Consider the following 25,461-nt stretch of genomic DNA (forward strand, 5'->3'; position numbering starts at 1 on the left):
GTGGATCCAAATCCCTCAGCTCACGAGAAACCTGCTCCTGTCTTCAAGGCCGTAGGGGATCGCTGAGCGGCGGAGGCTATCTCCTCCTGGGGTTCAGACGAAAGGGTATGGATCTGCTGATCCTTTCTCCATACCTCCCGCGGAGCTCGACTTTTATCGTGTAATCCCCCGGCCTCCAGAGGCCGGTCTCCCAGAAGGTGGTGTAGATGCTGTTTAGATCAAAGTCGACCATCGGGATCTCCGCCTCCTTCCCAGCTCCTGTTATTGTTGATGTAACCTCCTCGACCTCGCCTGCGACGAGCGCCTCTATCACAACAAGATCCCCCACGTTCGCCTCATTCGAGCTCACGTCGACACTCCTAAGCTCAGGCCCAGCGACCGTTTCCGGGTCCTCTCTGAGGCAGAGAACTGCCCTTGTGATGTTCATCGCCCCCCAGCCGAATGTGTTATCCGCTCCCGGATCCCCCAGATCATCCGCTGATCTGAGAAGCACCCTTTTTACATCAGCTGGGGTGAGGTTCCCGAAGCCCTCCAGAATCAGAGCAGCAGCTCCAGCAACCTGTGGAACAGCCATGGATGTACCGCTCATGCAGCTCTCATCGTTCTTCGTCCCCGCAAGCGCCGACGGCACATCGACCCCGATGGTCACTATGTCAGGCTTGATCCTCCCATCGGATGTGGGGCCACGTGAGGACCTCTCGAAGATCTTCCCTTTCGCGTCTATGGCGCCGACGGTTATCACCTCCTCAGCCTCTCCAGGAACGACGATGGAGGACGGCGATGGGCCGGAGTTGCCTGCCGCCACAACAACGACGATCCCATCCTCGACCATCCTGTTGCAGGCCTCGTCGAGGAGCGTCGGCCTCTCAGAGCCCTTGTCCCCTCCGACGCTGAATGATATCACCCTGATATCATACACATCCCTGTTCTTGGCACACCAGTCGAGCGCAGAGAGTGCGTCTGATAGATAACATGATCCATCCCGGTCCATGACCTTGAGCACCACGAGCCTGGAGCCGGGAGCAACACCGATGCCCTTTGTGCCGGATATCAGGCTTGCGCAGTGCGTTCCATGGCCGTTGTCATCATACGGCTTCTCAAGGTTGTTGACCATATCGACAAACGCGACGATCTTGGGGTCTGGTGTGGCTGGATCATCATCAAGATCGTCCAGAGATTCATGCTCCGCATCCACGCCTGTATCTATCAGCGCAACCGTCACGCCCCTGCCTGTCAACCCTGTTGCCGCCCTCCTGGGGTTCTCAGGTGGCCCTGGAAGTTCTGATCCATTTCCCCCGCACTGCTCCCCGAGGATCCTGAGCTTCTGATCCCTGTAGATCCCCCTCACGCCCCTGAGCCTTGCCAGCTCCGGGATCCTGTTCCCCGGAACGAGCATGGCACTTCCTCTCAGAATATCCAGGTTCCTCAGTTTTTCGCCTTCTGACCCTGTCACATTATCGTCATGAAGCACTATCACCCTGGTCTCCTCAGGGCCGAGCGATTCGAGCGAGTCCTCTATCCTGTTCGCGTTGAGGTCCAGAGGATCCAGAACCTTGAGCGACCTGCACGGGGATATGGCCGCGTTGCCTGCCCTGTCCACGGCAACTATATTTATATCATAATCACCTGGCGCCAGGTTCGAGCCGCAGTAGCCGATGTACCTTCCATCCCCGTCCAGATCGAACATTAGCACCTGTTTTCTGCCGACCTCTGCGTATACCGAGGAGATGCCGGATCTGTCGTACACATTCGCGCTTATCTCAGCCCGTGGATCGCCGCGCTTCATCTGGTAAGGAAAAATCCTGGGATTGGTTATCACTGGCGGCGTGGTGTCGCTGTGATCCCTCTCCATAAGGGCCCTGAACTCCTTCTGGAACCATCTTGCCGCCCTGTCTGAGATGAACGGGTCCTCGGCGAAGACTATGGAGAAGAGAAGAGCAGCCGCTAGGGCTGCCGAGAAAATACATACCGCCTTTCTGCTTAGGAGCCTTTTCTCCTGATCGCCCATCTACATCTGATGCACCTACTGGATCACAACTGTGAGGGCGTTCTCGAACTCCTTTGAGAGCGAGTACACCGTCACAACAAAGCTGACTGAGTAGCTGCCAGGGGTTGCGTTTGTCGCGTCCCACGTCCCGACGTACTCATCATCAGAGACCCTCTCCATGGGAACAGACGCGACCTCACCGCCCTGCGAATCCCTTATCATAGCGGTGCATGTGAAGTACTGCGTGGAGCTGCCCAGGCTCAGCCCTGGGTTCTTGTTCTTCGTGAGCGAGCCTGCCCACACCGTTATGGGCTCGCATGTGGCACAGCCCATCACGCTGAGCTTCGTCAGATTCCCCTCCTCAGTCCCGCTCGCGTTCTCTGCGCCATCCTCCGGCAGCTCAAAGACCGCGTGGATCCTCACAGGTCCGGGGGTCGAGGGATTCGGCTCAGCTCTTGTCAGTGTGCTGTTGAGCCTCATCCTGAATGCTGGCAGGTTCTTAAGCCAGTCGTTCCATGTGTAGATCCTGGCATCGTATCCCATCATCCTCAGCGCAAACCAGACCATCGACGCCTTGAACTCTGTGTTCGCGTAGACAACAACAGGCTTATCCTTTGTAAGGCCTGTGAAGACGCTCGCCAGCTCGGACTCGTCCTTCAGCCTGCCATTTTCGAGGACCGATTCGTAGGGTATGTTCAGGGCTCCCGGTATCGATCCCTGGCCGAACGCATCGAATGTCCTGGAATCCACGATCTGCACATCAGCGTTCCTCACGTAATCATTCGTGGCCAGCAGCTCCGATCTGATCCCCTGAACCGTGTAGGTCGTGGCAGGTCTCACATACGGTGCGCTCTGCACAGGTAGACCTGCAGCCTTCCAGTCTGCTGTATCCCCATCCAGGAGCTTCAGCCTGCTCTCGTCGTGCCCTATGTACAGCATCAGCCAGTACACGAACGTGGCCGCAAATGGCCCACCCACGCATGTCGGGCAGTCGTAATCGGTGCCTGTCAGCACCACTCTGTCATTTGGAGTAATACCTGCGCTTCCGAGAAGCGCTGCGATCTCATCCACCGATTTGAGCTTCTTGTTCTCGTTGTAGAAATCCATGTAGTTTATGTGCACCGCGCCGTCTATGTACTCGCTTGCGCCATTGCTCACATCCAGAACCACATCGGAGCGGGCGACGGCTGTGACCGGCACAAGCATGCTGCTCGATCTCACCGGCGCGCTTTCGGTCGTCTGGGTTTTATCGCTCTTCGCCTCTGTCTCAGACGTCTGGAGGCTCTTGTTGAATAGCGGGTTCTTGAGCCTCTCTGTCTTTGCGGAGATCACCGGGGCTGAAGTCTTCTCCTCCTCCGGCCCCAGGCTTTTCAGGAACCCCTCATGCGGATACTCTTCGTAATCTGGCTTGCACATCGGGCATGCAGCGCTTGCCCACTGCATGCTAACTGCGGAGATGATAAGCATCATTCCAAGCACAGTAATGAATCTGCGAATCATGATCTTCCTCTCAGCTGGGCCATCGCAGCCTCAAAGCTGCGTCCGGCCCTGGGTGTGATCCTGAACTTTCCTATAGCCTCTTCTAGTTCATATCCTCTTCTGTCCGTCGCTGTGATCACAACGGAGTACTCACCGGGATCAAGAAGTGCGGTGGTGAGAGAGCCCTCGTAGTGATCACCGGCCTGGTAGAGACGCACATACGACCTCGACTCAGGGATCCGTGCTGATACCTGTGATAGACCATTGAGGGATTCGATCCATGCCTTTATGAGAAGCTGTTCTCCAGCTTCAATCTCCTCCGGCACGCTCGCATTCATTATCCTGATCGGCCTGAGCTCGTATCCCATGACCGGGTACATGTCCCTCGAGCGGTTGCTGATCTCTCTAGGAGTGTCACCGAATCCATCCGCCCCGGGTACGTCCTGAGCAGGTCCGCTGTGCTCATCAGCACCGGTGTAATCGCTCCATGCGTTCCCTCCAGCAGGGTACGGAGCGTTCCATATGTTCTCCCCTCTGTCCACCGCCTGGACCACATTGTCGATGAGGTAATTGGAGTAAAAGATGTTGCTGTTCGACTCCACGAAGATCCCTGTGGGGCTTTGAGTGATGTTGTTCCCCACCACAGTGTTGCCATCGCTCCTTCCCTGTATCTGTATTCCGAACCTCATGTTGGAGCGTATATCGTTGCTGAGGATCTCGTTTTCGCCTGAGTCCAGGAGGGATATCCCCGCGACCTGGTTATCGGTGATCGTGTTGTTTTTTATCACGTTTTGCTTGCAGTTGAACCGCAGATCGATCCCGTTCGCCTTGTTCCCAGAGATCAGGTTCTCCTCTATGATGTTGTTCGAGCAGCCTGTGAACATGTAGACCCCGTACATGTTGCCGTTGAGCGTGTTCCCTCTCACCGTGTTGTTCGAGCATGATGTTGAGAGGTGTATTCCATACGCCCCGTTGTTGCTAGCGATATTGTTCACGATCAGATTATCGTTGGAGGAGTCCGTGAGGTATATCCCGTACCAGCCCTCCCCGACGACGCCGTTGTAGCTGGCGTTGTTGTTCGCAATTATGTTCCCGGAGGATGTGAGAAGAACAATTCCCGGCTGCTTGCATCCTGTCACGGTGTTGTTTGTGATGCTGCATCCCCTGACCCTGCTCAGCCGTATCCCGTAGAGGCCGTTTCTCACTGCAAATCCGCTTATGTTCACCATGTCCGCCTCAACGCTTATGCATGCATCTGAAGATGATGCTATGACAGTCGCCCCATTGCCTATGAGGTTCAGGCGCTTGTTCACTGTAAACTTCTCATAAACTCCCGGTCCCACAATTATGGTATCTCCCGGAGACGCGGCATCTATGCTCCTCTGTATATCGCTTCCAGCATGTATTGTGGCTGCGCTGCATGTCATTGAGAGGGCTAGCAATGCGAATACAACTGCTGGTATGCACAGACCGAAAATCATGCCGCATGGATTTACAGCTGTCTCTTCCGGAGTCCCAGGCCATTTGATGCTCTGCCAGCTCAGGCGAATGCTCAATCGATCACCCCGGCTAACGAGATGTGATCATCTTATAAATCTTGCTCACCGTGGAGGTCTCTAAATTCTGAGAGCCGGTCCGGTGCATGTCTTATGGACAGAAGCCTGTAAGATCTACACTCCGAGTGTTGATGCCCTCAATTTCCGGTCACGGACCTGAATAGCTGAATAGGTTCCGGAATCAGTATGCATCGACATAATGCTATGAATACAGGTCCTGTACTTGAATCACTTAATGGAAACTCAGGGGTCGGCGTTCTCAGACACAGCAGATAACAAATCCTGCGAGGTCACATGCTGCTGGGTTCAATGATCTTAGTACACGACTTGGATACATACCTGAGAACTCCTAAAAACTAAGCTTTTTGATATAAAACTACTTTAATATAAGCATGCATCGACACGCGCAGATTGTTGAACAGAAGGTTAATAGGAGTCCTCATGCTATTCAGTCAAACAAGTACAAAGTACACGACCCGATTCATATCCTTTTGAGCGAGCGCTCTACTTTATTGCTTTTGCCTTGAAGAAGGTGTAGCAGAAGGTTCCGGAAGGAGGCTCTGCTGTGCGATAGAGGTCAGCGATCCCTTTATCCCAGGACTCCCTATCTGCCATGCCATTTGAGATCGCCTGGTCCCTCACACCTTCGACCATCGGTATGATGGTCCTTCTGACAAATCCCTCCACCATCTCGGGGTGCGTCTCATCGCTATACACCATTCGCGGGGATACGGATATGCCGGTAAAGCCTGCTGCCTTGATCAGCGGATATAGTCGCCGGCCTATGAGTGAGTCGCAGCCGATTGATGCCTGTACATCGATAAGACAGCGCCATACCCTGAGTGCCTCAGGGGTCTCTGGATAAAAGTAGCAGGATCCGTGATCACCTTCGATCACGGTTATAGTGCCGCCCTTCTTGAGAACTCTGTACAGCTCTGCAAGCGCCATATCTGGCTCCTTGAGGTGCTCTAAAAGGAAGCAGACGAAGATGTCATCAAATGTCTCATCATCGAACGGCAAGCGGAATGTATCTGCCTGGAGCAGCCTGATGTTTGCAGCATTGAGACTCTTCAGCTCAGCTCCTGCTCTCAGAAGGGAGCTCCTGGATATGTCCAGCGAGATTATTACAGCATGCGGGCTGGATGCGGCAAGGATCCTGGATTGCGAGCCTGTACCGCAGCCGGCCTCGAGAACCAGACGCCCTCTCTGATATGATGTGTCGAAGTGCAGCAGATGTGCGAGTGTCGCAGCCTGGTCTGATAGCCGCTCAGCCTCACGATCTGAGTAGCCGTGAACGTAGCATTCTGTCATAGGTCGACCACTTGCTAAAGGATTTCTATAAAACTATCGGACCTGTCCGAATAACATTAGCACCTTCTGACGAGGTTATAGTAAAAATGGTGGTCACTGCAATCGCTTATAACCTCCATCAGCTCTGCACCCTGAAAAAGGCCAACATAATTTGAACCCAGCGGAAACCATCAAATTAAACACGAAAAACATGGTAAAACCGGGACAAATCAGGAGAATATGGTCCCTAATGTGCCAAATAAACAATCAAAGCCAGATGATGAGCTGAAGATACATGTAAATAGAAATCCTCACCTGCATCGCCTGAACTCAATGATACACCTGCATTTGCTGTATCGCAACCCAAAAACACATATAACTCCTGACTCAGACGGGATGAGAGCTGAGCGGGGATCGCAGGATGCGCAGGATACTTGTCACGAACGATGACGGGATTTATGCCCCCGGGCTCCGGGCGGCGGTGAGGAGCGTCGAGGATCTTGGTGAAGTGGTGGTGGTAGCACCGTCCGGCCAGAGGAGCGGAGTTGGCAGGTCTGTCTCGGTATTCGAGCCGCTGAGAATGGCAGAGGTGAGCCTCGACGGGAAAAGAGCGTATGCGGTCTCCGGCACCCCAACAGACTCAGTCATACTGGGCATATTTGTTGTGATGAAAGGAGAGCTCCCGGATCTCGCAGTCTCTGGCATAAATGTGGGGGAGAACATCAGCACAGACACCGTCACAACCAGCGGAACCATCGGCGCTGCCATAGAGGCCGCCAGTTATGGGATTCCCGCGATCGCTGCGTCGATACAGGTCGCGGATCAGGGCGACAAGTTCGATAACAACCACTCGGTGGAGTACAGGTTCGACACAGCAGTCAGTATTCTTCGCAGGATCGCTATCAGGGTCCTGGAGAGGGGCATGCCTGAAGGGGTCGATATCCTGAACATCAACCTGCCGCTGAACGCCACAGAGGAGACGGAGATAGTCGTCACCAGGCTCGCAAGGAAGATATTCAGGACCGCCGTGGAGGAGCGCAGGGATCCAAGAGGACGTCCGTACTACTGGATCGGAGGGGATCTGATATGCAGCGAGAGGGAGGGCACGGATGTCAGGGCGGTGTATCAGGATGGCAAGATCTCGGTGACCCCGTTAACGATCGATTCCACAGCAAGGGTCGATTTCGCGGAAGTTCTTGATCTTGTGGAGACCTAGCCTCTACAGGGAATGCAAGGCAGCGCACCTACTGCAGCAGGGGATGGGATCTGATTGGAGACAGAGCTGCTCAGGGATGTGGTGATCATATTTGGCCTGTCCTCAGCTGTGCTCTTCCTCTTCCACAGGATCAGGATGCCTGCGATTCTGGGGTATCTCATAACAGGTGTTATTGCCGGCCCCCAGTGTCTGGGTTTGATCCGCTCCCTGGATCAGGTCGCGGTCCTGGCGGAGATCGGCGTTATACTGCTTCTCTTCACGGTCGGCATAGAGATCTCGCTCAAGGATATGCTCCAGATAAAGAGGTTTGTTCTGGTCGGTGGCTTTCTCCAGGTGATGTTCACCACACTTGCGGTGCTTTTTGTTCTGGTGAATCTGGATAGGCCGCTTGGAGAGGCTGCGGCACTGGGATTCATGGTATCGCTCAGCAGCACTGCCATAGTTCTCAGGATAATACAGCAGAGAGGGGAGTTTGATGCGCTTCACGGGCGGACCATACTTGGCATACTGATATTTCAGGACATCATAGTGGTCCCGATGATGCTGCTCATACCAATGCTGCCCGGAGCAGCGGTATCCAGAGCGGAATCACCTCTGTTCATCATCCTCAAAGCGATGCTGCTCATAGCAGTCGTGATCGTAGGCGCGAAGTGGATCGTGCCGGAGATTCTCTATCAGGTTTTGAAGACGAGGGATCACGAGCTTTTCATCCTCTTCACGGTAGGCATGTGCTTTGCTGTGGCATGGCTCAGCTCTTTCGCAGGGCTCTCTCTGGGACTGGGCGCATTTCTGGCCGGGCTGGTGATATCCGAGTCTCCCTACAGTCTCCACGCGATCGGGAACATCCGACCGCTGCGTGATGCATTCTCAAGCTTCTTTTTCGTATCCATCGGCATGCTTCTCGATCTCAGGGTGCTCATGGAGAACACAGCATTCATCATAGCTCTTACAATATGTGTCATATTAATAAAAGCAATAACATCAGCATTGGCGACATCCATCATCGGTCTTCCAGTGCGCATGGTGGTGCTTGTCAGCCTGGCGCTGAGCCAGGTCGGGGAGTTCTCCTTCATACTCTCCAAGGTCGGTCTGGACTCAGGTATCATATCCCCTGAGGTGTACCAGCTGTTGCTTGATGTGACAGTGCTGACGATGGCCGCCACAACCTTCATGATAGCCATCTCTCACAGAGTAGCGGCTGGCTTCTCACAGCTCTCAAGATACGATGAGCTTGATGGGATCGGAAAGCGTCAGACGCTAAGGGACCATCTCATAATCGTTGGCTTCGGGGTGAATGGAAGAAACGTTGCCATGGCAGCTAGGTCGAAGGGCATACCGTATGTTGTAGCAGATGTAAATCCAGATATTGTGAGGAGCGAGGGCGGGAATGGAGAACCCATCTACTACGGGGACGCGACACAGGAGTCGGTGCTGAGGCATCTCGGAATAAGAGATGCCAGGGTGATAGTGATCGCCATCTCAGATCCACTGGCCACACGCCAGATCGTCGAGATGGCAAGACGTCTCAATGAGGATATTTTTATAATAGCCAGAACCCGATACGTTCAGGAGGTTGGGGCCCTTCACAGCCTCGGCGCAGACGAGGTCGTTCCAGAGGAGTACGAGACATCTGTCAAGATATTCGCGAAGGTTCTTGAGAGGTATCAGCTCTCCAGGGACGATATCGAGAGGATTGTGGAGGACGTGCGCGCCGGGGATTACAGCCTCTTTCGCAGTGTATGCGAGGAGGCATACTGCGATGCAAACCTGAAGCCCATGGGAAAGGTGATCTACACCATAAGAGTGCCTGAGGGCTCAAAGGCTGCAGGCAGACCCCTCGATGAGCTCGGCATCGAGGGCATACTTGCGATAAACAGGGGAGATGAGACGCTGAAGCCCATCGGCGGATTGAGGCTGCAGGAAGGCGACATTCTGATAGTGATCGGCCCACCTGAAAAGATCCGTGAGGTCGAGAGCATGCTGACTGAAACTGCCTCTGACTCAGAGCGCTGAAGTGCTCCACGCAGCGCTGCCCACCATAAACTCGCAGGTAATACAGCGAGGTCATGGGCGTGGATCTGATGGAGGGCAGCAGGGCGCAGCCTGCGGTCTCCAGGCCAATGGGGAGGTCACACAGCCAGACAATCAGGTATCACAGTAACCGCTGCGCAGAAGCCGGCCCTCGGATAAAGTCATCGCCGCGCTCAGGAGCCCTCTCTCCATCCCAGATACACCCACTGATCGTATACAGCTATGGAGCTGCTGTTATCGATCAGCCTGCCCTCCCATCCGAGAGTCCCGAGGAGATCTGCGACCCTCTCAGCCTCCCTCCTCGAGTAAACTGTGTATAGGACGGTATTCCTGGCGAGAGATGATGATCTGGCTATTATCTCCTTCCAGATATGCCAGTTCGAGTCGTCTATCAGCCCCACCATGAATCCCATCACAGCATCGAAGCTCTCCGCGCTGAAGAACCTGGGGAGGAGCCTCGCATCCAGCACGAACGTTCTCATGGGATCCAGAGCGCCGGATCTCAGACCCTGGCACACCTCGCATCGGTCTATGTCCATTGCCCACGGATCTGCTCCGAGCGTTCTCAGAACCATCGTCCCAGTGCCGCTTCCGCATCCAACCTCAAGCACGCTGGCTCCATCGAACACCACATCATCGAGGAGCTCTCTCAGCATGCACTCAAGTCTGGATACCCTGTCCTCAGGATGGTGAACAGCGCCGCTCTCCATACAGCTCTCGCAGAATACGCCCTCCATCAGAGATACCGAGAGGCACTCCACAATCGCCTGGAAGAGATCGTCAGCATTCACATTAACCCTCCTGCAATCCATGCGTCTGATGAGATCACTCACCGGCCTGATCTCCGAGTAGAGATCTGTAATGAGAATCCAGAGATCCTGAGGCTCCGAGTACAGCGCAAGTGTTCTGTCGTTAACAGCAATGGCTCGATCGAAATCATCAGCCTCAGCCACAATGTTCCTTGTGACCGGAAGCCATATGAGATCCTCCAGGGACTCCTCTGCAAGGAAGACGCACTCATCCTCTCCGAGATTGAGCATCTTGTTAATCTGCACAGCAGTATTGCTTTGAGCATGCAGATATGAACCTTCGCACCAAACCCACTTGCACTTATAATGTTAATCATAAAATAATATTTTAACTATCATATGCACACCCCGAGGCGGGCAGCTGCTGGCTAAATCAGAGGCCTTGGCTGGCGATCTGCATGCAGATACGGCAGGCTCGATCTGTGTATCACAAGTGGGCCCTTGAAGTGGAGCGCCCTGTTCAGGACGAGCCGCTTTCCCTCCTGGGTCATGGCGAAGACCGGTATTGAGATGCCTATCTGGAGCATTGCCCTCGCTCCCACGACATCCCTCACAGCGCTTGATGCGCAGGACCAGATGATATCACAGCTCTCTGCCAGTGCGACAGCCTCATCCCTGCCTATGCCGGTGGTGTGTACCGCAAGGATCAAAGGCCTCCTTTCAGCCCTCGCCCCTATCGCACGAAGATCTCTGGCATCACAGGACATGGTGCCAGTTATGGTAACAGCAACCCGCTCAAAGCCCGCATCGAGTGCGGCCACGAAACCCCTGATCTGGTCTATGGTAGCATTCCTATCGATAAGGATGCATCCCCGCTCCTCCAGGCCATCCTGGATCTCCTTTACGGGCTCTGTCTTTATGAGCCCTGTCATGTGCGCTCCGACAGCCTGCAGCACATCCGGTCTGGTTATGACAGCAGTCCCGGCGCCGTCGCAGACAACGACAGCAGCGTTCACCAGGCCCTCGATCATTCCATCCATGAGGATCTCCGATGCGCCGAAGCTCACCGGATCCTCTGCAAGCTCAAGAACCCGATGCGGGCTGTACATGCCGAGATCCCTGATGTGACTGCGAATCACATTTTCCACTGTCTCACGGTTCTCCTCATGGATCCCGTAGAGATCCCTCCTGAGAGGGCAGAACCTGATCTGGGGATCGGTCAGGACCTCAGGCACCCCATCCCTGATCCTCACCAGCGCCTTCGCCATCTCAGCAAGATGCTCTGCCATCCAGGAAGCATTGATCCTGGATGCACTTATACCTGTGCATCAGTGCCAGGTAACATACCCAGATGCCATTTCCTGCAGTTAATTGATCCATGAACGCCTCCCGAGCGTGGATGCATGAGTTTATATCGTTGAAGATCGAAGATGCTACCATGAGTGAATCGTCAGCTATGACGGATCAGGAAAGCCTGATCGAGTCGTTCACCAAGAGGATCGCAGCGCTCGAGAGGGAGAACAGGGCACTGGCTGAGGAGGCCGAGGCCCTCCGCATGGAGCGCGAGGAGGCCAGAGCGAAGCTCTTTGAGTCTCTGATATCAAACAAGAAGTATCTGCGCGAGCTTGAGCGTCTGAAGAAGGAGAACGCTCTGCTGAGGCGCATGCCGCTGTTTCTGGCCACAGTGATAGAGGTGGGCGACGACTACGTCATGCTCAGACAGCATGGGAACAACCAGGAGTTCATAACCACAGCTCCCCCAGAGATAATGGAGAAGCTGCAGCCGAACAGCAGGGTTGCCATAAACAACTCCCTGACGATAGTGCGACTCCTGGAGAGATCTGTGGATGTCAGGGCGAAGACGATGGAGCTGATCGAGGCTCCTAATGTGACGTATGATGATGTTGGAGGTCTCGACTCCCAGATACAGGAGATACGCGAGACCGTTGAGCTTCCGCTGACAAGGCCGGAGCTCTTCAGCAACATAGGAATAGAGCCGCCCAGGGGGGTGCTCCTCTACGGGCTCCCGGGCACCGGCAAGACGCTCCTAGCCAAGGCTGTTGCACACCATGCGAAGGCAACGTTCATACACATGTCTGGAAGCGAGCTCGTCCACAAGTTCATCGGAGAGGGCGCGCAGCTCGTGCGGGACATATTCCAGATGGCCAGAGAGAAGGCGCCATCGATAGTCTTCATCGATGAGATAGACGCTGTGGGAAGCATCAGGACACATGATGGCACAACAGGCAGCGCAGAGGTCAACAGGACCATGATGCAGCTCCTGGCCGAGATGGACGGGTTCCGGGAGAGAGGGGATGTCAAGATCATAGCTGCGACAAACAGGATAGACATCCTGGATCCCGCGCTCCTCCGGCCAGGCAGGTTCGACAGGATCATAGAGATCCCGATGCCCAACGAGGTCGCGAGGCTGAAGATACTTGAGATCCATACGAGAAGGATGAAGAAGTCTGATGATGTGGATCTCTCAGCCATAGCAAAGCAAACAGATGGCGCAAGCGGAGCCGAGCTGAAGGCAATTGCTGTCGAGGCTGGAATGAACGCGATAAGGAGAGAGGCCACCGTGGTCACCATGGATGACTTCAGACAGGCTGTGAAGAAGGTGCTCGGCGAGGAGGAGAAGACAGACGAGTCTCTCAGGATGTTCTACTGAGCCTGAGAGCTCAGCAACCTATTTTCAGGATGTTATTTTCAGGATGCCCGCAGAGCGCTTCCCGGCAATCGCCTGCACATGTCTCACAAAAGCGATGTGCTTGGGGGCTGTGGACATCCCATCGACGCATGGATAGATCGCATGCATCGTCTTGGGTGAAGAGCTCCACCGAGACCCCACATGCTCTGCAGATGTTTTGTGTCCAGCAACCCACAGCACAGAGCTGCCGGGTCTGTTAACTGAAACAAATAAAAAAAGCAGGTAGATCCTTACTCGATGTGTATTGCCTCAGACGGGCAGGCCTCTACGCATGTGCCGCACTCTGTGCACTTCTCCGGGTCGACTACTGCTATCTCCTCGTCATCGAGTTTGATAGCCTCCTCCGGGCACTCCTCCACACAGGTTCCACAGCTCACGCATTCCTCTCTGTTAACTACTGCAGGCATTACGAAATCCTCCAATTTTGCCTTTTATCGGCCAGTATCGTGGAGTAGGCAGATATGATATATACCTTTCGTCAGCAGCTTTTGCAATCGATTCGAATGCAGCATGCAATATTACAGAGGCTCCTCCAGGCGAATTAGCGGAATATTGAGAATGGCGAAAGGGGAAGCTTCAACGTTACCGAAAATACGGCTCAATCAAGCTTTCCGATGATTCGCGGAGATGAGCCTTACAGAAAATGCGGATCTCAGGGGTGGCCCGGCTGGCCGAGTGCGGGCTCGAGCAAGTGGATTATTCTGCTGAAATCGACAACCACAGGGAGATATTCCACAAACCCGGAGGGGCTGAACGCTGCGGATTTCATGATGCAGAGTAAACGACCGGCTAGCTCAGATCCCTGTATCTCTTCCGGTCCCTGAGCTCCTGCTGCTTCGCAGCATTCCAGCCGCTGACAGCCTGCAGGTATCCGGTTATCCTGCTGATGTGATCCACCTCAGGAGATCTGCAGCGCGGGCACGTATCCTGGAGCCCCGGAGAGATCGCGCAGCAGCTCAGACACACAGTCATATCCCTGGTGAACGCGAAGTACCCGATCTGGGTGTTCTTCGCGAGGTTCATCCCGAAGCTCATCAGCGACTCCGGATCCGGATCGTTCTCTCCCAAGAAGATATGGAAGATGTTGCCCCCATCCACTATCGGGAAGAAGACATGCTCCAGCATGGCCCTCTCCATGATCGGGATGTCTGCATTCACGCACACATGGGTGCCATTTGTGTAGTAGACCGGCAGATCTCTGGTCCGATGGAGGTTCTCCAGTGCAGTCTTGAGATCTCCCTTCACAACACGCATTGCGCACTCCCTGTACTCATCATGCAGCAGATCCGAGACGGCAAATCGCTGTGCTGTGGTCTCTGCTGGGGTCCTCGCAAGCGCGATTGTCATGCCATGATCCCTGCTCAGCTTTTTGACATAAAGCTGCATCTCGGTCATCGCCCTGACGGCAAACCGCCATGCATCCCTTGATTCGTGCATCTGTTTCCCTGTATGGAACTGGACCATCTCGTTTATGCCCACGACGCCTATTGTGTAGACGAGCTTTTCAAGATCAACAGCCATCGCGCCCCTCTCTCCGGTGACCGGATCCCTGGGCTGCTGGGTGGCAAACGGCATCCGTCCGTTTGCTATGATCTTGCTCATCCACTCCCTCTTCACCTTGAAGATCTCGACGGAGACATCCATCAGTTCTTTGAGATACTCGAAGAGCAGCTCGTCCTCCCCGCGCGCCTTGTATGCAGCCCTCGGGCAGTTGAGCGAGACGACCTGCCACGAGCCCATCGAGAAGTGCTTTCCATCCCTGAAGTACAGCTTGTCCTCAAACTCTGTGTCGTTCTGGATGGTGGAGGAGAACTGGTATGCGCAGCACTGGTAGCACGATATCCCCTTTCCGGCGCCTCTGTACTCAGGGAGCTGGTTGTCGAAGTACGGCGCGCCGTATTTTGCTGCAAGCTTGAATGCCATCAGGTACAGGTCTCTGTATGCCGGCAGGTCCGGATGTTCCCTGTTGAAATCCTCATCCTCCTTCATGAAGTCAGGCTCAATGCTTATCTCCGGCTTCGGGAAGTTGAACGGCTTGCCCCAGTAATCGCCCTCCAGCATGACCTCCATCAGTGCCTTGAAGGCCAGCCGGACCTCCCTCTCGAACTCGCCGTAAGTGCGACGTGGCGCCTGCTCCCCGTTCCATATCCGGCCCTTGTAGACGACCGGCTTGTCCTTCCAGATCCTGGGCACTCCGGGCGTGAGCTGGACTGAGGAGAAGACGAGCTGCCCGCCGCGCGCGACCATCATCTGGGTCATCTCGTACACAAACATCTGCATGAGCTGCTTGATCTCCTCGTAGCTCAAACCCTCCAGATACGGCGCCACGAACGTCAGGAAGTTGTAGAAGCCCTGCCCTCCCGCGAAGTTGGTCTGCGCGCTGCCCAGCGCCTTCACAGCATGTAGTATCGCCACCTCAGGCTTCTTTGCGGGGCCTGCGACAGATGCCTTGGTTCCGCGGCCATCCGGCATCAATCCGTAGTAGAAGAAGTACCTGAGATCATGGTCCTGGCAGAACGGCCTTGTGCCGAAGTACTCCAGATCGTGGATGTGGAGGTCCCCGGAGATGTGATGATCCGAGAGGTGCGGGGGAAGAAGCAGGAGGTACTGCTCCTTGCTTATCTTATCGGCCTTCTTCTTGTGAGATGTCTCCGCGTTGTCCTGGAGGTTTGCATTCTCTCTCGACTCGAACCCTGTGCCTATATCGATGAGGTGAGCATCGTACACGGGCGTGCCTATTCTTGTGCATATGTTGCGCCACTCGGGGTGGTGCCTCTCGAGGAGCACCACGTTTACGATCTCTCTGACAAGAGGCCCTGAGAGGTAGCGGACATTCATCCACCTGATCCTGCGCTCCACCTCCTTCGCGATCTCCCTGGCCTCATCCTCGGTTATGGCTGGTAGTTTATAAAAATTCTCCGATAGTTTTGTCTCCTTGAGAAGCTGCTTCACTATCGCATTCCTGTCCCAGTCGAGCAGGTGTCCATCTGTGGTGCGCACCTTCGGCATCGCGGAGACGACAACACCCGTAAGGGTCAGCTGCTTGTTTTTCCCGTTCACCATCCCCACCCACGATATATTTCGACAACAAAATCAGCGTATCCACAGCACACGCTTTAACTGTTTCGCCCATAGTGTTGATATAAAAATAATGTTTTATATGTGGCAACTCGTTTAAAGACACTCGAGCTCACAGAATCATCTGGCTGCCAGCCTTCCATCAAATTCCAACGGATCACTCACTCCGATCAGCCAGACCTTTTGCGCCACGCATTTGATGCCTTCACGCAGTATCATGGGCCATCATGCTTTATTCCCGCCTCAGTCGTGTACGCCTTGGAAGCATCTGGATTTTAGGAGTCCTCTGCACATCCTACGCGTGCCCCATGTTACCGCGAACTTTAAAACTCCTCAGCCCTTCTGTAGGCTTCAAGGAATGCATCGTTCTGCTCCGGAGTTCCTATGGTGACCCGTATGTGGTGGTTGTCAGAGCCCGGTATTTCCGAGCAGTCCTTTACCGATATACCCTCTTTCAGAAGATCCTCGACCAGAGCGCTGGACTCCCTCGAGGTCTCCACGTACAGAAAATTTGCATGCGATGGATGCGCCCTCAGAGATCCCGCGACCCTCTCCCTCTCAGCCACGATCTTTTTGACGGCGCTTCTCATGTGGTCTGTATCTCTCAGGGCTGCCACGCCGCCAGCTATCGCAGGAGCGCTTATCCCGAAAGATGGTGCAGCCCTGTTGTACTGCTCCACCACCCACTCAGGTGCGACCGCATACCCTATTCTGAGCCCTGCCAGGCCGAATGCTTTTGAGAGCGTCCTTCCGACTATGAGGTTCTCATACCTCTCGACCCAGTCCGCATGGCTCACCCCCGCGAACTCCGCGTAAGCCTCGTCCAGGAAGACCACGGAGTTTGTACCCTCGAGAACCTCTCTGATCACCTCATCATCTATGAGCCCTCCTGTGGGGTTGTTTGGCGAGCAGATGAATGTGAGGGTCACGCCCTTTGGAACATTCCTCAGGTCGTGGCCGAGCACGGGCGTGGCACCACAGAGCCTCGCTGCAAGCTCATAGTATGTGTATGTAGGCACAGGTATGAACACAGATCTGCCTTTCTCCAGGAAGAGCCTTGAAACAGAATCGATTATGCCATCGAGCCCGGCTCCTGCGATTACGAGATCCTCTGAAACGCCGAGGTACTCAGCAGCAGCGCTCAGAAACTCATCCTGCGACGGATACCTTCTAAGATCCGCGCGGCTCACTGCCCTTATGACCTCAGGAGAGGGACCATACGGGTTCTCGTTCCTGCTGAGGAACACGATCCTCTCTGCGGGTATGCCGTAAAGGCGCTCGATATCCATTAAGCTGATCCCGGGATCATCGGGAGTCACGCTCTGCAGCGCATCAACAAGGAGGTGTCTGTAGACCATCAGTAATACCTTCTTCTTCTCCCGAAGCTCTGGCCGAAGAAGAGGCCGGCGAGAAGGCCTGCGAGGTGTGCCATGTGCCCTATGCCATCCGCTCCCCTCAGACTTATCTGGTAATACAGATCCAGGAATGCAAGGAGGGCTATAGCCAGTGGTATCCCAATAGGTATCGGTATGGGGAATATTATCACCCTTATCTCGGGCGCTATAATCGCCAGGGCGCCCATGACCCCCATGATCGCTCCGCTGGCGCCCATCATGTATCCGGTGGCCACAAGCATCTCTATGATGCCGCCGAATATTCCGGATGCGAAGAAGATCAGGAGGAAATTCCTCTCGCCAACCCTCCTCTCGAGCTCAGTACCGAAGAAGAAGAGGGCCAGCATGTTCCAGAAGAGGTGGCCTATGTCAGCATGAACGAATATGTGCGTTACCAGGGTCCACGGCCTGGACTCGACAAGTGCTGGATTGAGGGAGAGATATCCCCTCACAGCCCAGGGGTTCACGGCCATTGCGATCGATACGATGATGCACAAAGCGATTATAGCGAGAGATGCTGGGATGCTGGAGCCTCTGGGCCTGATATCATCCCAGATCTGATCGGAGACCATGCCAGATGATAGCAATCCTCTGATGATTCTTATGTTACCACTTCCGGTTTCAGGACTCTGTGACGTACTCGCCATTTCTGAGCACTATTACGTAGTCTGCGGAGTTCCTCAGCGCAACAGAAAAGCCGGGCTCTGCCCCGAATATGATCGTCTCCTTGCCGTGCTCCATGGCCTTCATGAGCACCGGCTTCAGATCCGCATCTCTCGTGACCAGGGCGATGGTGTCTATGACAGGGTTGTAGATCATGTCGACGCCCTCCACGGCCATCCTCACATCGACATCGCTGGTGCATATCACCGGCTCAAACCCCTGGTTCTCGACAGCCTCGACGAGCTTCTCAGAGGCGTACTGGTTCAGGAAGACCTTCCCAACCTTTATGTCGCCGTAGTCCCTGAGTATGTTCCGAATCTCCTCCAGGTCCATCTGGAACTCCTTGCGCAGCATGTTGGGACCATCTACCAGGAGACCGATCTTCTTCCTTCCCTTCTCCTTCTTCGATCCAAGGTACTTCAGGATGTGCTCGAAGTGTATAGCCATGCTCGCTAATCCTCTATTTCAGAACCCTAATCTTTATTATGTCCACAGGTCGATTCATATAATTTTCTATCGCAGGCGGTGGCTGTGGAGTCCCGTAAGTCTTGACCATATGCGCATCATCCTGGGTGATAAACAGTGTCGTGCACTCGATTCAATGAATGACTCTGCTGGAATCGGGTCTTGTACTCGAATAGCGAAGAGGCTGTCAGGAACCAGCGCCCACCGGTACAATGCTGCATGAACCCCACAAGGTCGCATCCCTTCTGATCCAGTGATGCGAGTACACAGCCCTATGTTGAAACCCCTGTCAAAACGACGGGTATATAAAGTCAAAGGTTTCGGGACTCCCCACACCACAGCGTATGCGAAATCTTTATATAGAACTTCAAAACACTTACATCCCCGCTGTAAGGAGAGGTGTCGGAATGGCTGGACTAGGTGGAACACCTGTACTGATACTTAAAGAGGGAAGCCAGCGGACTGCTGGCCGGGAGGCGCAGAGGTCGAACATAATGGCGGCCAAGGCAGTGGCCAGCGCCGTCAGAACCACGCTGGGACCCAAGGGCATGGACAAGATGCTTGTGGACACACTTGGAGACGTGGTCATAACAAACGACGGCGTTACGATTCTCAAGGAGATGGATATCGAGCATCCGGCCGCCAAGATGATGGTGGAGATCGCCAAGACTCAGGATGAGGAGGTAGGCGACGGCACCACAACGGCTGTTGTCCTGGCTGGCGAGCTTCTGAAGCAGGCCGAGCTGCTTCTCGAGCAGGAGATCCACCCGACCGTCATAGCCACCGGCTACAGGGACGCTGCGACGAAGGCCATCGAGATCCTGAAGGATCTCGCGGTGAAGGTATCGCCTGATGATGAGGAGCTCCTGAAGAAGATCGCGATCACAGCGATGACCGGAAAGGGCAGCGGCAACGCCAGGGGAGAGCTCGCTGAGCTCGCGGTCAAGGCTGTGAAGGCGATCGTTGATGAGGATGGCTCTGTGGACATCGACAACATCACCGTGGAGAAGAAGGTGGGCGGCAGCATAACCGACTCCCAGCTGATCCATGGCATGGTGATCGACAAGGAGCGCCTGCATCCCAACATGCCGAAGAAGGTGAAGGATGCCAGGATCGCGCTGCTCAACGCGCCGATAGAGATCGAGAAGACCGAGGTCGATGCGAAGATCGAGATCACCTCGCCTGATCAGCTCCAGGCCTTCCTGGACCAGGAGGAGGCGATGCTCAAGGAGATGGTCAACAAGATTGTCTCCACAGGCGCAAACGTCGTCTTCTGCCAGAAGGGCATAGATGATCTGGCGCAGCACTTCCTGGCGAAGGCAGGTATCTACACGCTCCGCAGGGTGAAGAAGAGCGACATGGAGAAGCTGGCCCGCGCGACCGGCGCCAGGATCGTGACAAGCCTGCATGAGCTCACTCCGAACGATCTCGGCAAGGCCGGGCTTGTCGAGGAGAGGAAGATCGCCGGAGACGACATGACCTTCGTCGAGGAGTGCGAGAATCCCAAGTCAGTGTCCATAATCCTCCGCGGCGGCACCGAGCATGTGGTCGATGAGCTCTACAGGGCCATGGAGGATGCGCTCCGCGTCGTGGGTGTTGTCGTGGAGGATGGCATGCTTGTGCCCGGAGGTGGAGCGCCCGAGGTGGAGCTTGCCCTCAGGCTCAGGGAGTACGCCGCCACAGTCGGCGGAAGGGAGCAGCTCGCCATAGAGGCATTCGCCGAGGCGATGGAGATCATCCCGAAGACGCTCGCTGAGAACGCCGGTCTCGACCAGATCGATACGCTCGTCGCTCTGAGGAGCAAGCACGAGAAGGGCATGAAGGCTGCCGGTCTCGATATGGATACAGGCGAGGCGGTCGACATGCTGGAGCGCGGCGTAGTCGAGCCCCTCAGGGTCAAGACACAGGCGATCAGCTCAGCCGCAGAGGCAGCTGTGATGATACTGAGGATCGATGATGTGATCGCCTCCAAGTCGACCGGCGCTGGCAAGGAGAAAGAGAAGGAGAGGGAGCCCAGCGGAATGGGCGAGGACTTCGACTGAATTCTTCCTTCCACATATTTTTGATCATACCCACGGATCACCAGGGATTTTCATCGAGCGGATCTTTCAGTGGTTGATGCTGCTCTTTTCCGCATAATGTGTCCGATACCTGCTGAGTGACTAATCTCCGGCCTAGAAGACCGGAGCTTGCCCCTTGATGCTCTCTATCAACTGGATGAGACATTTTGGTTGTGAAAATGGTCATTGATGCGCCAATGCACACATGCCTGGTTATGCAAAAGGGTGGATGGTACGTCCGGAGATCCGCTTCATGTGGCGCCAGGGTGCATGATTGGGATTAACCCAGCCGATCATGAGATGGACACGAGCATGTAGAATGTGGCCGCTGTCAGCGCGTCTCCAAGGCCGACGGTCGTCACAGGCTCAGGGGCTATGAAAGATGGATGGACGCAGACGCTCGATCCATCTTTTTCTTTGAACGCCCCGAGCCCGGACCTCTTTCCACCACGGCGGGCAAGATCCTCCACTGCCCTTCTGCCCACATCGCTCACGCCCAGCTCCGCATCTTTTTCGATGCAACCTGTAGCAGCGAGCCTGCCCGCGATCTCCGCGCCCAGCTCCAGCGCAGCGATCTCTTTTACCGGATCGGGCGATATGCTCACAGTGAACTCACGGGTGTGAACGCACACCCTTGGAATATCAAACTCATCATGGATCTGCTCTGCGGCCCCTGCGATCTCCTCCCAGCTCCCTCCTGAATGCAAGAGCATCGAGAGCTCGTCCTCATTCATGCCGATGCTCTCTACCTCCAGAACCTCCAGAAGGAATCTCATGATCTCTTCTCGTTCGAAGCTGCCCATCTCAGCGTGGCTGTATCTGGTGGAGAGCCATTCCCTCATGGAGTGCAGCCTCTCCTCGAAGATCTCCCTGTGGAGATCGCAGGGCACGAGATGGAATCCTGAGAGGATCACGCCCCTCACATCGGGATCGGGCTTCTCCAGAAACGTGCGGAATGCGGGATTTAGGTGCATGATTCGATTCAGCGGGTCGAATGTCGCAATTACCCTGTTCTCCCTTGGAGCTGTGAATCTTCCCGAAGGCGTATCGACCCTCTCGCCACCCCTGTACTGGATCACGAAGTGCCTGAGCTCCTGGCCCTCCTCTGATGCATCGAAGGGAGTTGTGAGCGAAACGCCGTCATCCGTGACAGGAACCCTGACCGCTGGATGAAAGAGCGATGCCTGGCGTGGAGTAAGGGATGGGACGTTGACGACAGGCTCTGCACCGAGCGCGGCGAGAACGTTTGCAGCGTTTCCTGCATTACCTCCCATCCTGATCTCCCAGGGGAAGAGCGATGCGATCTCGTCAGCAACATCCTCGCTCTCAATGATAAGCTCTACACCGGTTCCACGGCGCATGTGCTCCAGGATCGAGACGACGAGATCCTCAACGGAGCCGATCTCTGATGGAATCCCAGAGCCCTCACCGGCGAATTCGATGCGGTGTGACAGTCTCTCGATCTCCTCTCCCGTGATGGTGTGAACGCAGTCTATGTTGACGTTGAAGGCGCAGAGCACCCTGGGATCAGATCCTGATGAGCCTGTATTTGCCGGTTCCAAGGCCGATCTTCTCCCCGTACGCGATCTGGTGCAGGGCGTTCGTCGACTCCCAGCACCCCCTGAACTTGTCCTCTCCCGGCCTCCTGTTGCTCTTCAGGTAGCTTTTCTCGATGCCCATCTGCGCATTGACGAGATCGTAGCTGGCCATGTCGATGGCGACCGGATCCCTGGACGCGAGAATTCCCACGTCCGGGACCACCGGAGCATCGGACCACGGGACGCAGTCGCAGTCCGGCGTTATATCAATCAGGAAGTTGATGAAGCCGATGCGTCCGGCCTTGCCCCTGACCGCCCCGTATGCGTACTCAACCATTCTCTCCACGAATGGGGGTATTGCAACGAGCCAGTCGAAGTCCATTGCCCTCTCCGGGCATGCCCTCACGCACTCACCGCAGCCAACACAGAGACTGAGATCGATGACCGCCTTTTCATCCACAACAGAGATTGCGGACCTGGGGCATGCCCTCAAGCATCTGCCACATCCCCTGCATCTCTCTTTATACACTATGGGCCTTGCAGTGTGCTGCTCTGCCTTTCCGATCGGCGGCGCGCACCCCATCCCGAGGTTCTTGATCGCCCCGCCAAAGCCTGCCAGCATGTGCGCCTTGAAGTGCGAGAGCACGATCATGCTGTCGGCGCTGGCGATATCTCCCGCGATCTTCACAGACCTGAAGTGATTGAGATTCACATCAACGCCTATGTAGTTATCCCCACGCAAGCCGTCTGCTATTATCACGGGCGCGTCGACGACAGCATATGCGAAGCCATGCTCTATCGCTGTCCGGATGTGATCCACAGAGTTCCCGCGGCCTCCGCTGTAGAGGGTGTTTGTATCGGTCAGGAACGGCCGCGCGCCCCTCTCCCTCACAAGCTTCACGACCTCGTGCACAAAGACCGGGCTGATGTAAGTGTCGTTCCCCACCTCGCCGAAGTGGAGCTTTATGGCAGTGAGATCTCCCTTATCGAGAATTTTATCGAAGCCGGCAGCCCTGAATAGCCTCCTGATCTTCTCGAGCTTGTTCTCACCATCGCTCCTGGATCTGATATCCGCGAAGTAAACATCACTGGTCATGATACTTCCATCCTGCCGGCCAGCAGATCAGCCTTTCCGTCTGATGCATGCTGTCATCCCGATGCGCAGATGTATCCGGCCGCTCATCCCGGATCAGAAGACGCAGCGATCCAGACATCCGAACGCTTATATGTATTCAGAACCTTGATCGCCCAACATAGAAGCTGGTGCCGGATCATGATGCCATCACAATCAGATCCCCAGCGCTCGTCGCTTCTCCTCTATGTGCCCCAGGATCAGATCCGCTGCCCTCACAGGATCCCTCTCCACGGATATCACGCCGCCTGTGATATCCCTGCAGCCTCTGAGGAGCAGATCCAGGAGCCTTGGAGCGCCGGTGATTGTCGGCACGGGGTTCACGTATGTGTAGAGGCCAAACGCGAGGGCGAAGATCGCATCGATTGTGGCCTTCTGCTCCATGTACTCAGGCGCTGCCGCAGCCACAGGGAGATCCTTGACAGGTACGCCGAGCGCCTCCGAGACGCTCCTGAGAAGCCCGGAGAGCCTGCCGACGTCTGTGCATGTTCCGTAGCTCAGCACGGGCGGGATACCCAGAGAGCTGCAGATTCCTCCAAGACCGCTGCCTGCAAGAGATGCAGCCTCTTTTCGACAGAGACCTGCGAGCTGCATGGCCGCATTTCCGCAGCCCATCGAGAGGATCAGAACATCTCTCTTTATGAGCTCCCTTGCAAGCGCGACGCTGTGCACATCCTGACCTGAATCCCTGAGCGTGGTGCATGAGACCAGGCCCACAACGCCTCTGATCTGCCCGGACCTCAGCGCATCCAGAAGCGAATCGAGGCTGCCTCCGAGCAGTTCCATAATGCTCTCCGTGGAGAAGCCAACAGTCGCCTCTCCGATGGGCATATCCCGCACATCCTTCTGCCTCGCTCTCCGCGATGGGAAGTTAGATATCGCCATCTCCAGGAGCTTCGCGGCCTGATGCTCCACCTGCTCAGGGACATAGTCCAGCCTCTCCTCAATACCCTCAAATGCGACAAGCTCGCTGACCGGAACCAGCCTGAAGCCGTATCTCCTCGCATACTCTGGATCGAGAGGAAGCGAGCAGTTCATATCGCATGCCATGAGGTCTATGGAGCCGGTGGCCATCATCGGCTCCTGGGAGATCCAATTTCCGGTAAAACCACCGAGCACCCCATCCACGGACCAACGCTGGATTATCTCCTGGCCGGTCTCGATGCTAGCTATTACCCTCAGACCCCTTGCGCCCGCGCTTCTCGCCCTCTCCTGCCACTCAGGCCGCCTGGCGAGCATTATCATCGCGAAGCCCATGAACGGCTCGTGACCGTTGACTATGACGTTAACGTAATCCGGATCCAGGACTCCGAGGTCGACCATCATCCTGTGAGGCCTCGGAATACCGAAGAGCACGTCCTGGCAGTGTTCCAGTATCAGCTGGCTCTGATACGCCATGGCTATCGAGAGGCGCATCGCCTTCATCGCCAGGCTCTCGTAGCTCCCATCGACGTTTGTGAGGCATGAGCTTGTGGCCAGAAGTATCTCGCCGTGGATGCCTCCAGGAAATATGCCCAGAGCCCGCCACAGCTCCTTTCGCTCAGCAGGCGCGAACCTATCAACAATCAGACTCTCCTGATAGTAGCTCCTGCTGAAGTCCTCCTCAACTGCATCACAGAGCCTGAGAGCGATATCCTCTGGAGATCCGGATGTATCGATATCGAGCATGGATGCAAGATGTCTGAGCTTTTCCTGCTCGACGATCCTGAACGGAGTCCTACCGAGAGCTGTTGACCTGAGCGTTCTTATGGTCTGCTCCGCATGGTAATGGTATGTCGATGCTCCCATCACGTTTCTCAGAAGCATCATGCGCATCGCCATGCCATCCGCCGATATCCCGCAGACACCTCGTTTGTCCTTCGCTGCATCTGCCCTGCATGGACCGTTTGAGCAGAGATCGCAGCGTGTGCCCGCCATGCAGTAGGGGCATCTCCTGTCAGGATCCCCTCCCATCCCCTGGGACTCATAGCGGTCCCAGAGGTTGCTCATGCCATCTTTCCTTATCTGCTCGTACATCCTCCGAACAGATTCATGATACGATATCCTCTCAGGCTCCATATACCTCATCCCATACACATTGCATTGTTCAGCCACACCGTCAGGATTGCGGGAG

General features: G+C 55.3%; 18 protein-coding genes. 4 read left to right on the forward strand and 14 right to left on the reverse strand.

Features of this window, described 5'->3' with window-relative positions; genetic code table 11:
* Window positions 1–76 precede the first annotated feature (76 nt).
* The 4 genes from QFX31_RS02285 to QFX31_RS02300 form a co-directional block, all read right to left on the reverse strand.
* Window positions 77–2,008, reverse strand: a complete 1,932-nt coding sequence (locus QFX31_RS02285; protein WP_348530524.1) for a S8 family peptidase — start codon at window positions 2,006–2,008, stop codon at window positions 77–79.
* 15 nt (window positions 2,009–2,023) lie between these two features.
* Window positions 2,024–3,487, reverse strand: a complete 1,464-nt coding sequence (locus tag QFX31_RS02290; protein ID WP_348530525.1) for a rhodanese-like domain-containing protein — start codon at window positions 3,485–3,487, stop codon at window positions 2,024–2,026.
* Window positions 3,484–4,893, reverse strand: a complete 1,410-nt coding sequence (locus QFX31_RS02295) for a NosD domain-containing protein (RefSeq protein ID WP_348530526.1) — start codon at window positions 4,891–4,893, stop codon at window positions 3,484–3,486. The genes QFX31_RS02290 and QFX31_RS02295 overlap by 4 nt, the downstream gene beginning before the upstream one ends.
* Window positions 4,894–5,526: 633 nt before the next feature.
* Window positions 5,527–6,333 (reverse strand): methyltransferase domain-containing protein, encoded by an 807-nt coding sequence (locus QFX31_RS02300; protein ID WP_348530527.1) that lies wholly within the window; start codon window positions 6,331–6,333, stop codon window positions 5,527–5,529.
* Window positions 6,334–6,733: 400 nt separating this feature from the next.
* Between QFX31_RS02300 and surE the strand changes: the two genes are divergently transcribed.
* Together surE and QFX31_RS02310 are read left to right on the forward strand one after the other, a co-directional pair.
* The gene (gene surE, locus QFX31_RS02305; protein WP_348530528.1) at window positions 6,734–7,528 is read left to right on the forward strand and encodes a 5'/3'-nucleotidase SurE; all 795 of its coding nucleotides are present in this window, start codon (window positions 6,734–6,736) and stop codon (window positions 7,526–7,528) included.
* A 54-nt stretch (window positions 7,529–7,582) separates the two neighbouring features.
* Window positions 7,583–9,541: a cation:proton antiporter gene (locus QFX31_RS02310; RefSeq protein ID WP_348530529.1), complete on the forward strand. Its 1,959-nt coding sequence runs from the start codon at window positions 7,583–7,585 to the stop codon at window positions 9,539–9,541.
* Window positions 9,542–9,732: 191 nt separating this feature from the next.
* Here QFX31_RS02310 and QFX31_RS02315 read toward each other — a convergent pair whose 3' ends face one another.
* Window positions 9,733–10,614 carry a class I SAM-dependent methyltransferase gene (locus QFX31_RS02315; protein ID WP_348530530.1) on the reverse strand — a complete coding sequence of 294 codons (882 nt, stop codon included), beginning with the start codon at window positions 10,612–10,614 and terminating at the stop codon, window positions 9,733–9,735.
* Window positions 10,615–10,736: 122 nt separating this feature from the next.
* Complete coding sequence (locus tag QFX31_RS02320; RefSeq protein WP_348530531.1) at window positions 10,737–11,597, reverse strand: methanogenesis marker 8 protein; 861 nt, start codon at window positions 11,595–11,597, stop codon at window positions 10,737–10,739.
* Window positions 11,598–11,746: 149 nt separating this feature from the next.
* Here QFX31_RS02320 and QFX31_RS02325 point away from each other — a divergent pair, with 149 nt between their 5' ends.
* Window positions 11,747–12,979: a proteasome-activating nucleotidase gene (locus QFX31_RS02325; protein WP_348530532.1), complete on the forward strand. Its 1,233-nt coding sequence runs from the start codon at window positions 11,747–11,749 to the stop codon at window positions 12,977–12,979.
* Between the two features lie 269 nt (window positions 12,980–13,248).
* Here QFX31_RS02325 and QFX31_RS02330 read toward each other — a convergent pair whose 3' ends face one another.
* The 5 genes from QFX31_RS02330 to QFX31_RS02350 all read right to left on the reverse strand — a co-directional run bounded on the left by QFX31_RS02330 (window position 13,249) and on the right by QFX31_RS02350 (window position 18,600).
* A complete protein-coding gene (locus QFX31_RS02330) occupies window positions 13,249–13,425 on the reverse strand; it encodes a 4Fe-4S binding protein (protein WP_011696436.1) in 177 nt (58 codons plus the stop codon).
* 382 nt (window positions 13,426–13,807) lie between these two features.
* Window positions 13,808–16,081, reverse strand: a complete 2,274-nt coding sequence (gene nrdD, locus QFX31_RS02335) for an anaerobic ribonucleoside-triphosphate reductase (protein ID WP_348530533.1) — start codon at window positions 16,079–16,081, stop codon at window positions 13,808–13,810.
* Between the two features lie 338 nt (window positions 16,082–16,419).
* On the reverse strand, window positions 16,420–17,454 hold the full coding sequence (gene hisC, locus QFX31_RS02340; RefSeq protein WP_348530535.1) for a histidinol-phosphate transaminase: 1,035 nt from the start codon (window positions 17,452–17,454) through the stop codon (window positions 16,420–16,422).
* Window positions 17,454–18,062: a rhomboid family intramembrane serine protease gene (locus QFX31_RS02345; protein ID WP_348530536.1), complete on the reverse strand. Its 609-nt coding sequence runs from the start codon at window positions 18,060–18,062 to the stop codon at window positions 17,454–17,456. Before QFX31_RS02345 ends, hisC begins: the two co-directional genes overlap by 1 nt.
* A gap of 49 nt (window positions 18,063–18,111) precedes the next feature.
* Window positions 18,112–18,600: a TIGR00288 family NYN domain-containing protein gene (locus QFX31_RS02350; protein ID WP_011696470.1), complete on the reverse strand. Its 489-nt coding sequence runs from the start codon at window positions 18,598–18,600 to the stop codon at window positions 18,112–18,114.
* A gap of 425 nt (window positions 18,601–19,025) precedes the next feature.
* Between QFX31_RS02350 and thsA the strand changes: the two genes are divergently transcribed.
* Complete coding sequence (thsA, locus tag QFX31_RS02355) at window positions 19,026–20,660, forward strand: thermosome subunit alpha (protein ID WP_348530537.1); 1,635 nt, start codon at window positions 19,026–19,028, stop codon at window positions 20,658–20,660.
* 311 nt (window positions 20,661–20,971) lie between these two features.
* On the opposite strand, the gene QFX31_RS02360 is transcribed toward thsA, so the two are convergent.
* From QFX31_RS02360 to cooS, 3 genes are all read right to left on the reverse strand, one after another.
* The gene (locus QFX31_RS02360; protein ID WP_348530538.1) at window positions 20,972–22,240 is read right to left on the reverse strand and encodes an ADP-dependent glucokinase/phosphofructokinase; all 1,269 of its coding nucleotides are present in this window, start codon (window positions 22,238–22,240) and stop codon (window positions 20,972–20,974) included.
* Window positions 22,206–23,312 carry a DUF362 domain-containing protein gene (locus QFX31_RS02365; protein ID WP_348530539.1) on the reverse strand — a complete coding sequence of 369 codons (1,107 nt, stop codon included), beginning with the start codon at window positions 23,310–23,312 and terminating at the stop codon, window positions 22,206–22,208. The genes QFX31_RS02360 and QFX31_RS02365 overlap by 35 nt, the downstream gene beginning before the upstream one ends.
* Before the next feature lie 192 nt (window positions 23,313–23,504).
* On the reverse strand, window positions 23,505–25,406 hold the full coding sequence (cooS, locus tag QFX31_RS02370; RefSeq protein ID WP_348530559.1) for an anaerobic carbon-monoxide dehydrogenase catalytic subunit: 1,902 nt from the start codon (window positions 25,404–25,406) through the stop codon (window positions 23,505–23,507).
* Window positions 25,407–25,461: the final 55 nt, after the last annotated feature.

It is taken from the genome of Methanothrix sp. (genome assembly GCF_030055635.1).
GTDB lineage: Archaea > Halobacteriota > Methanosarcinia > Methanotrichales > Methanotrichaceae > Methanothrix_B.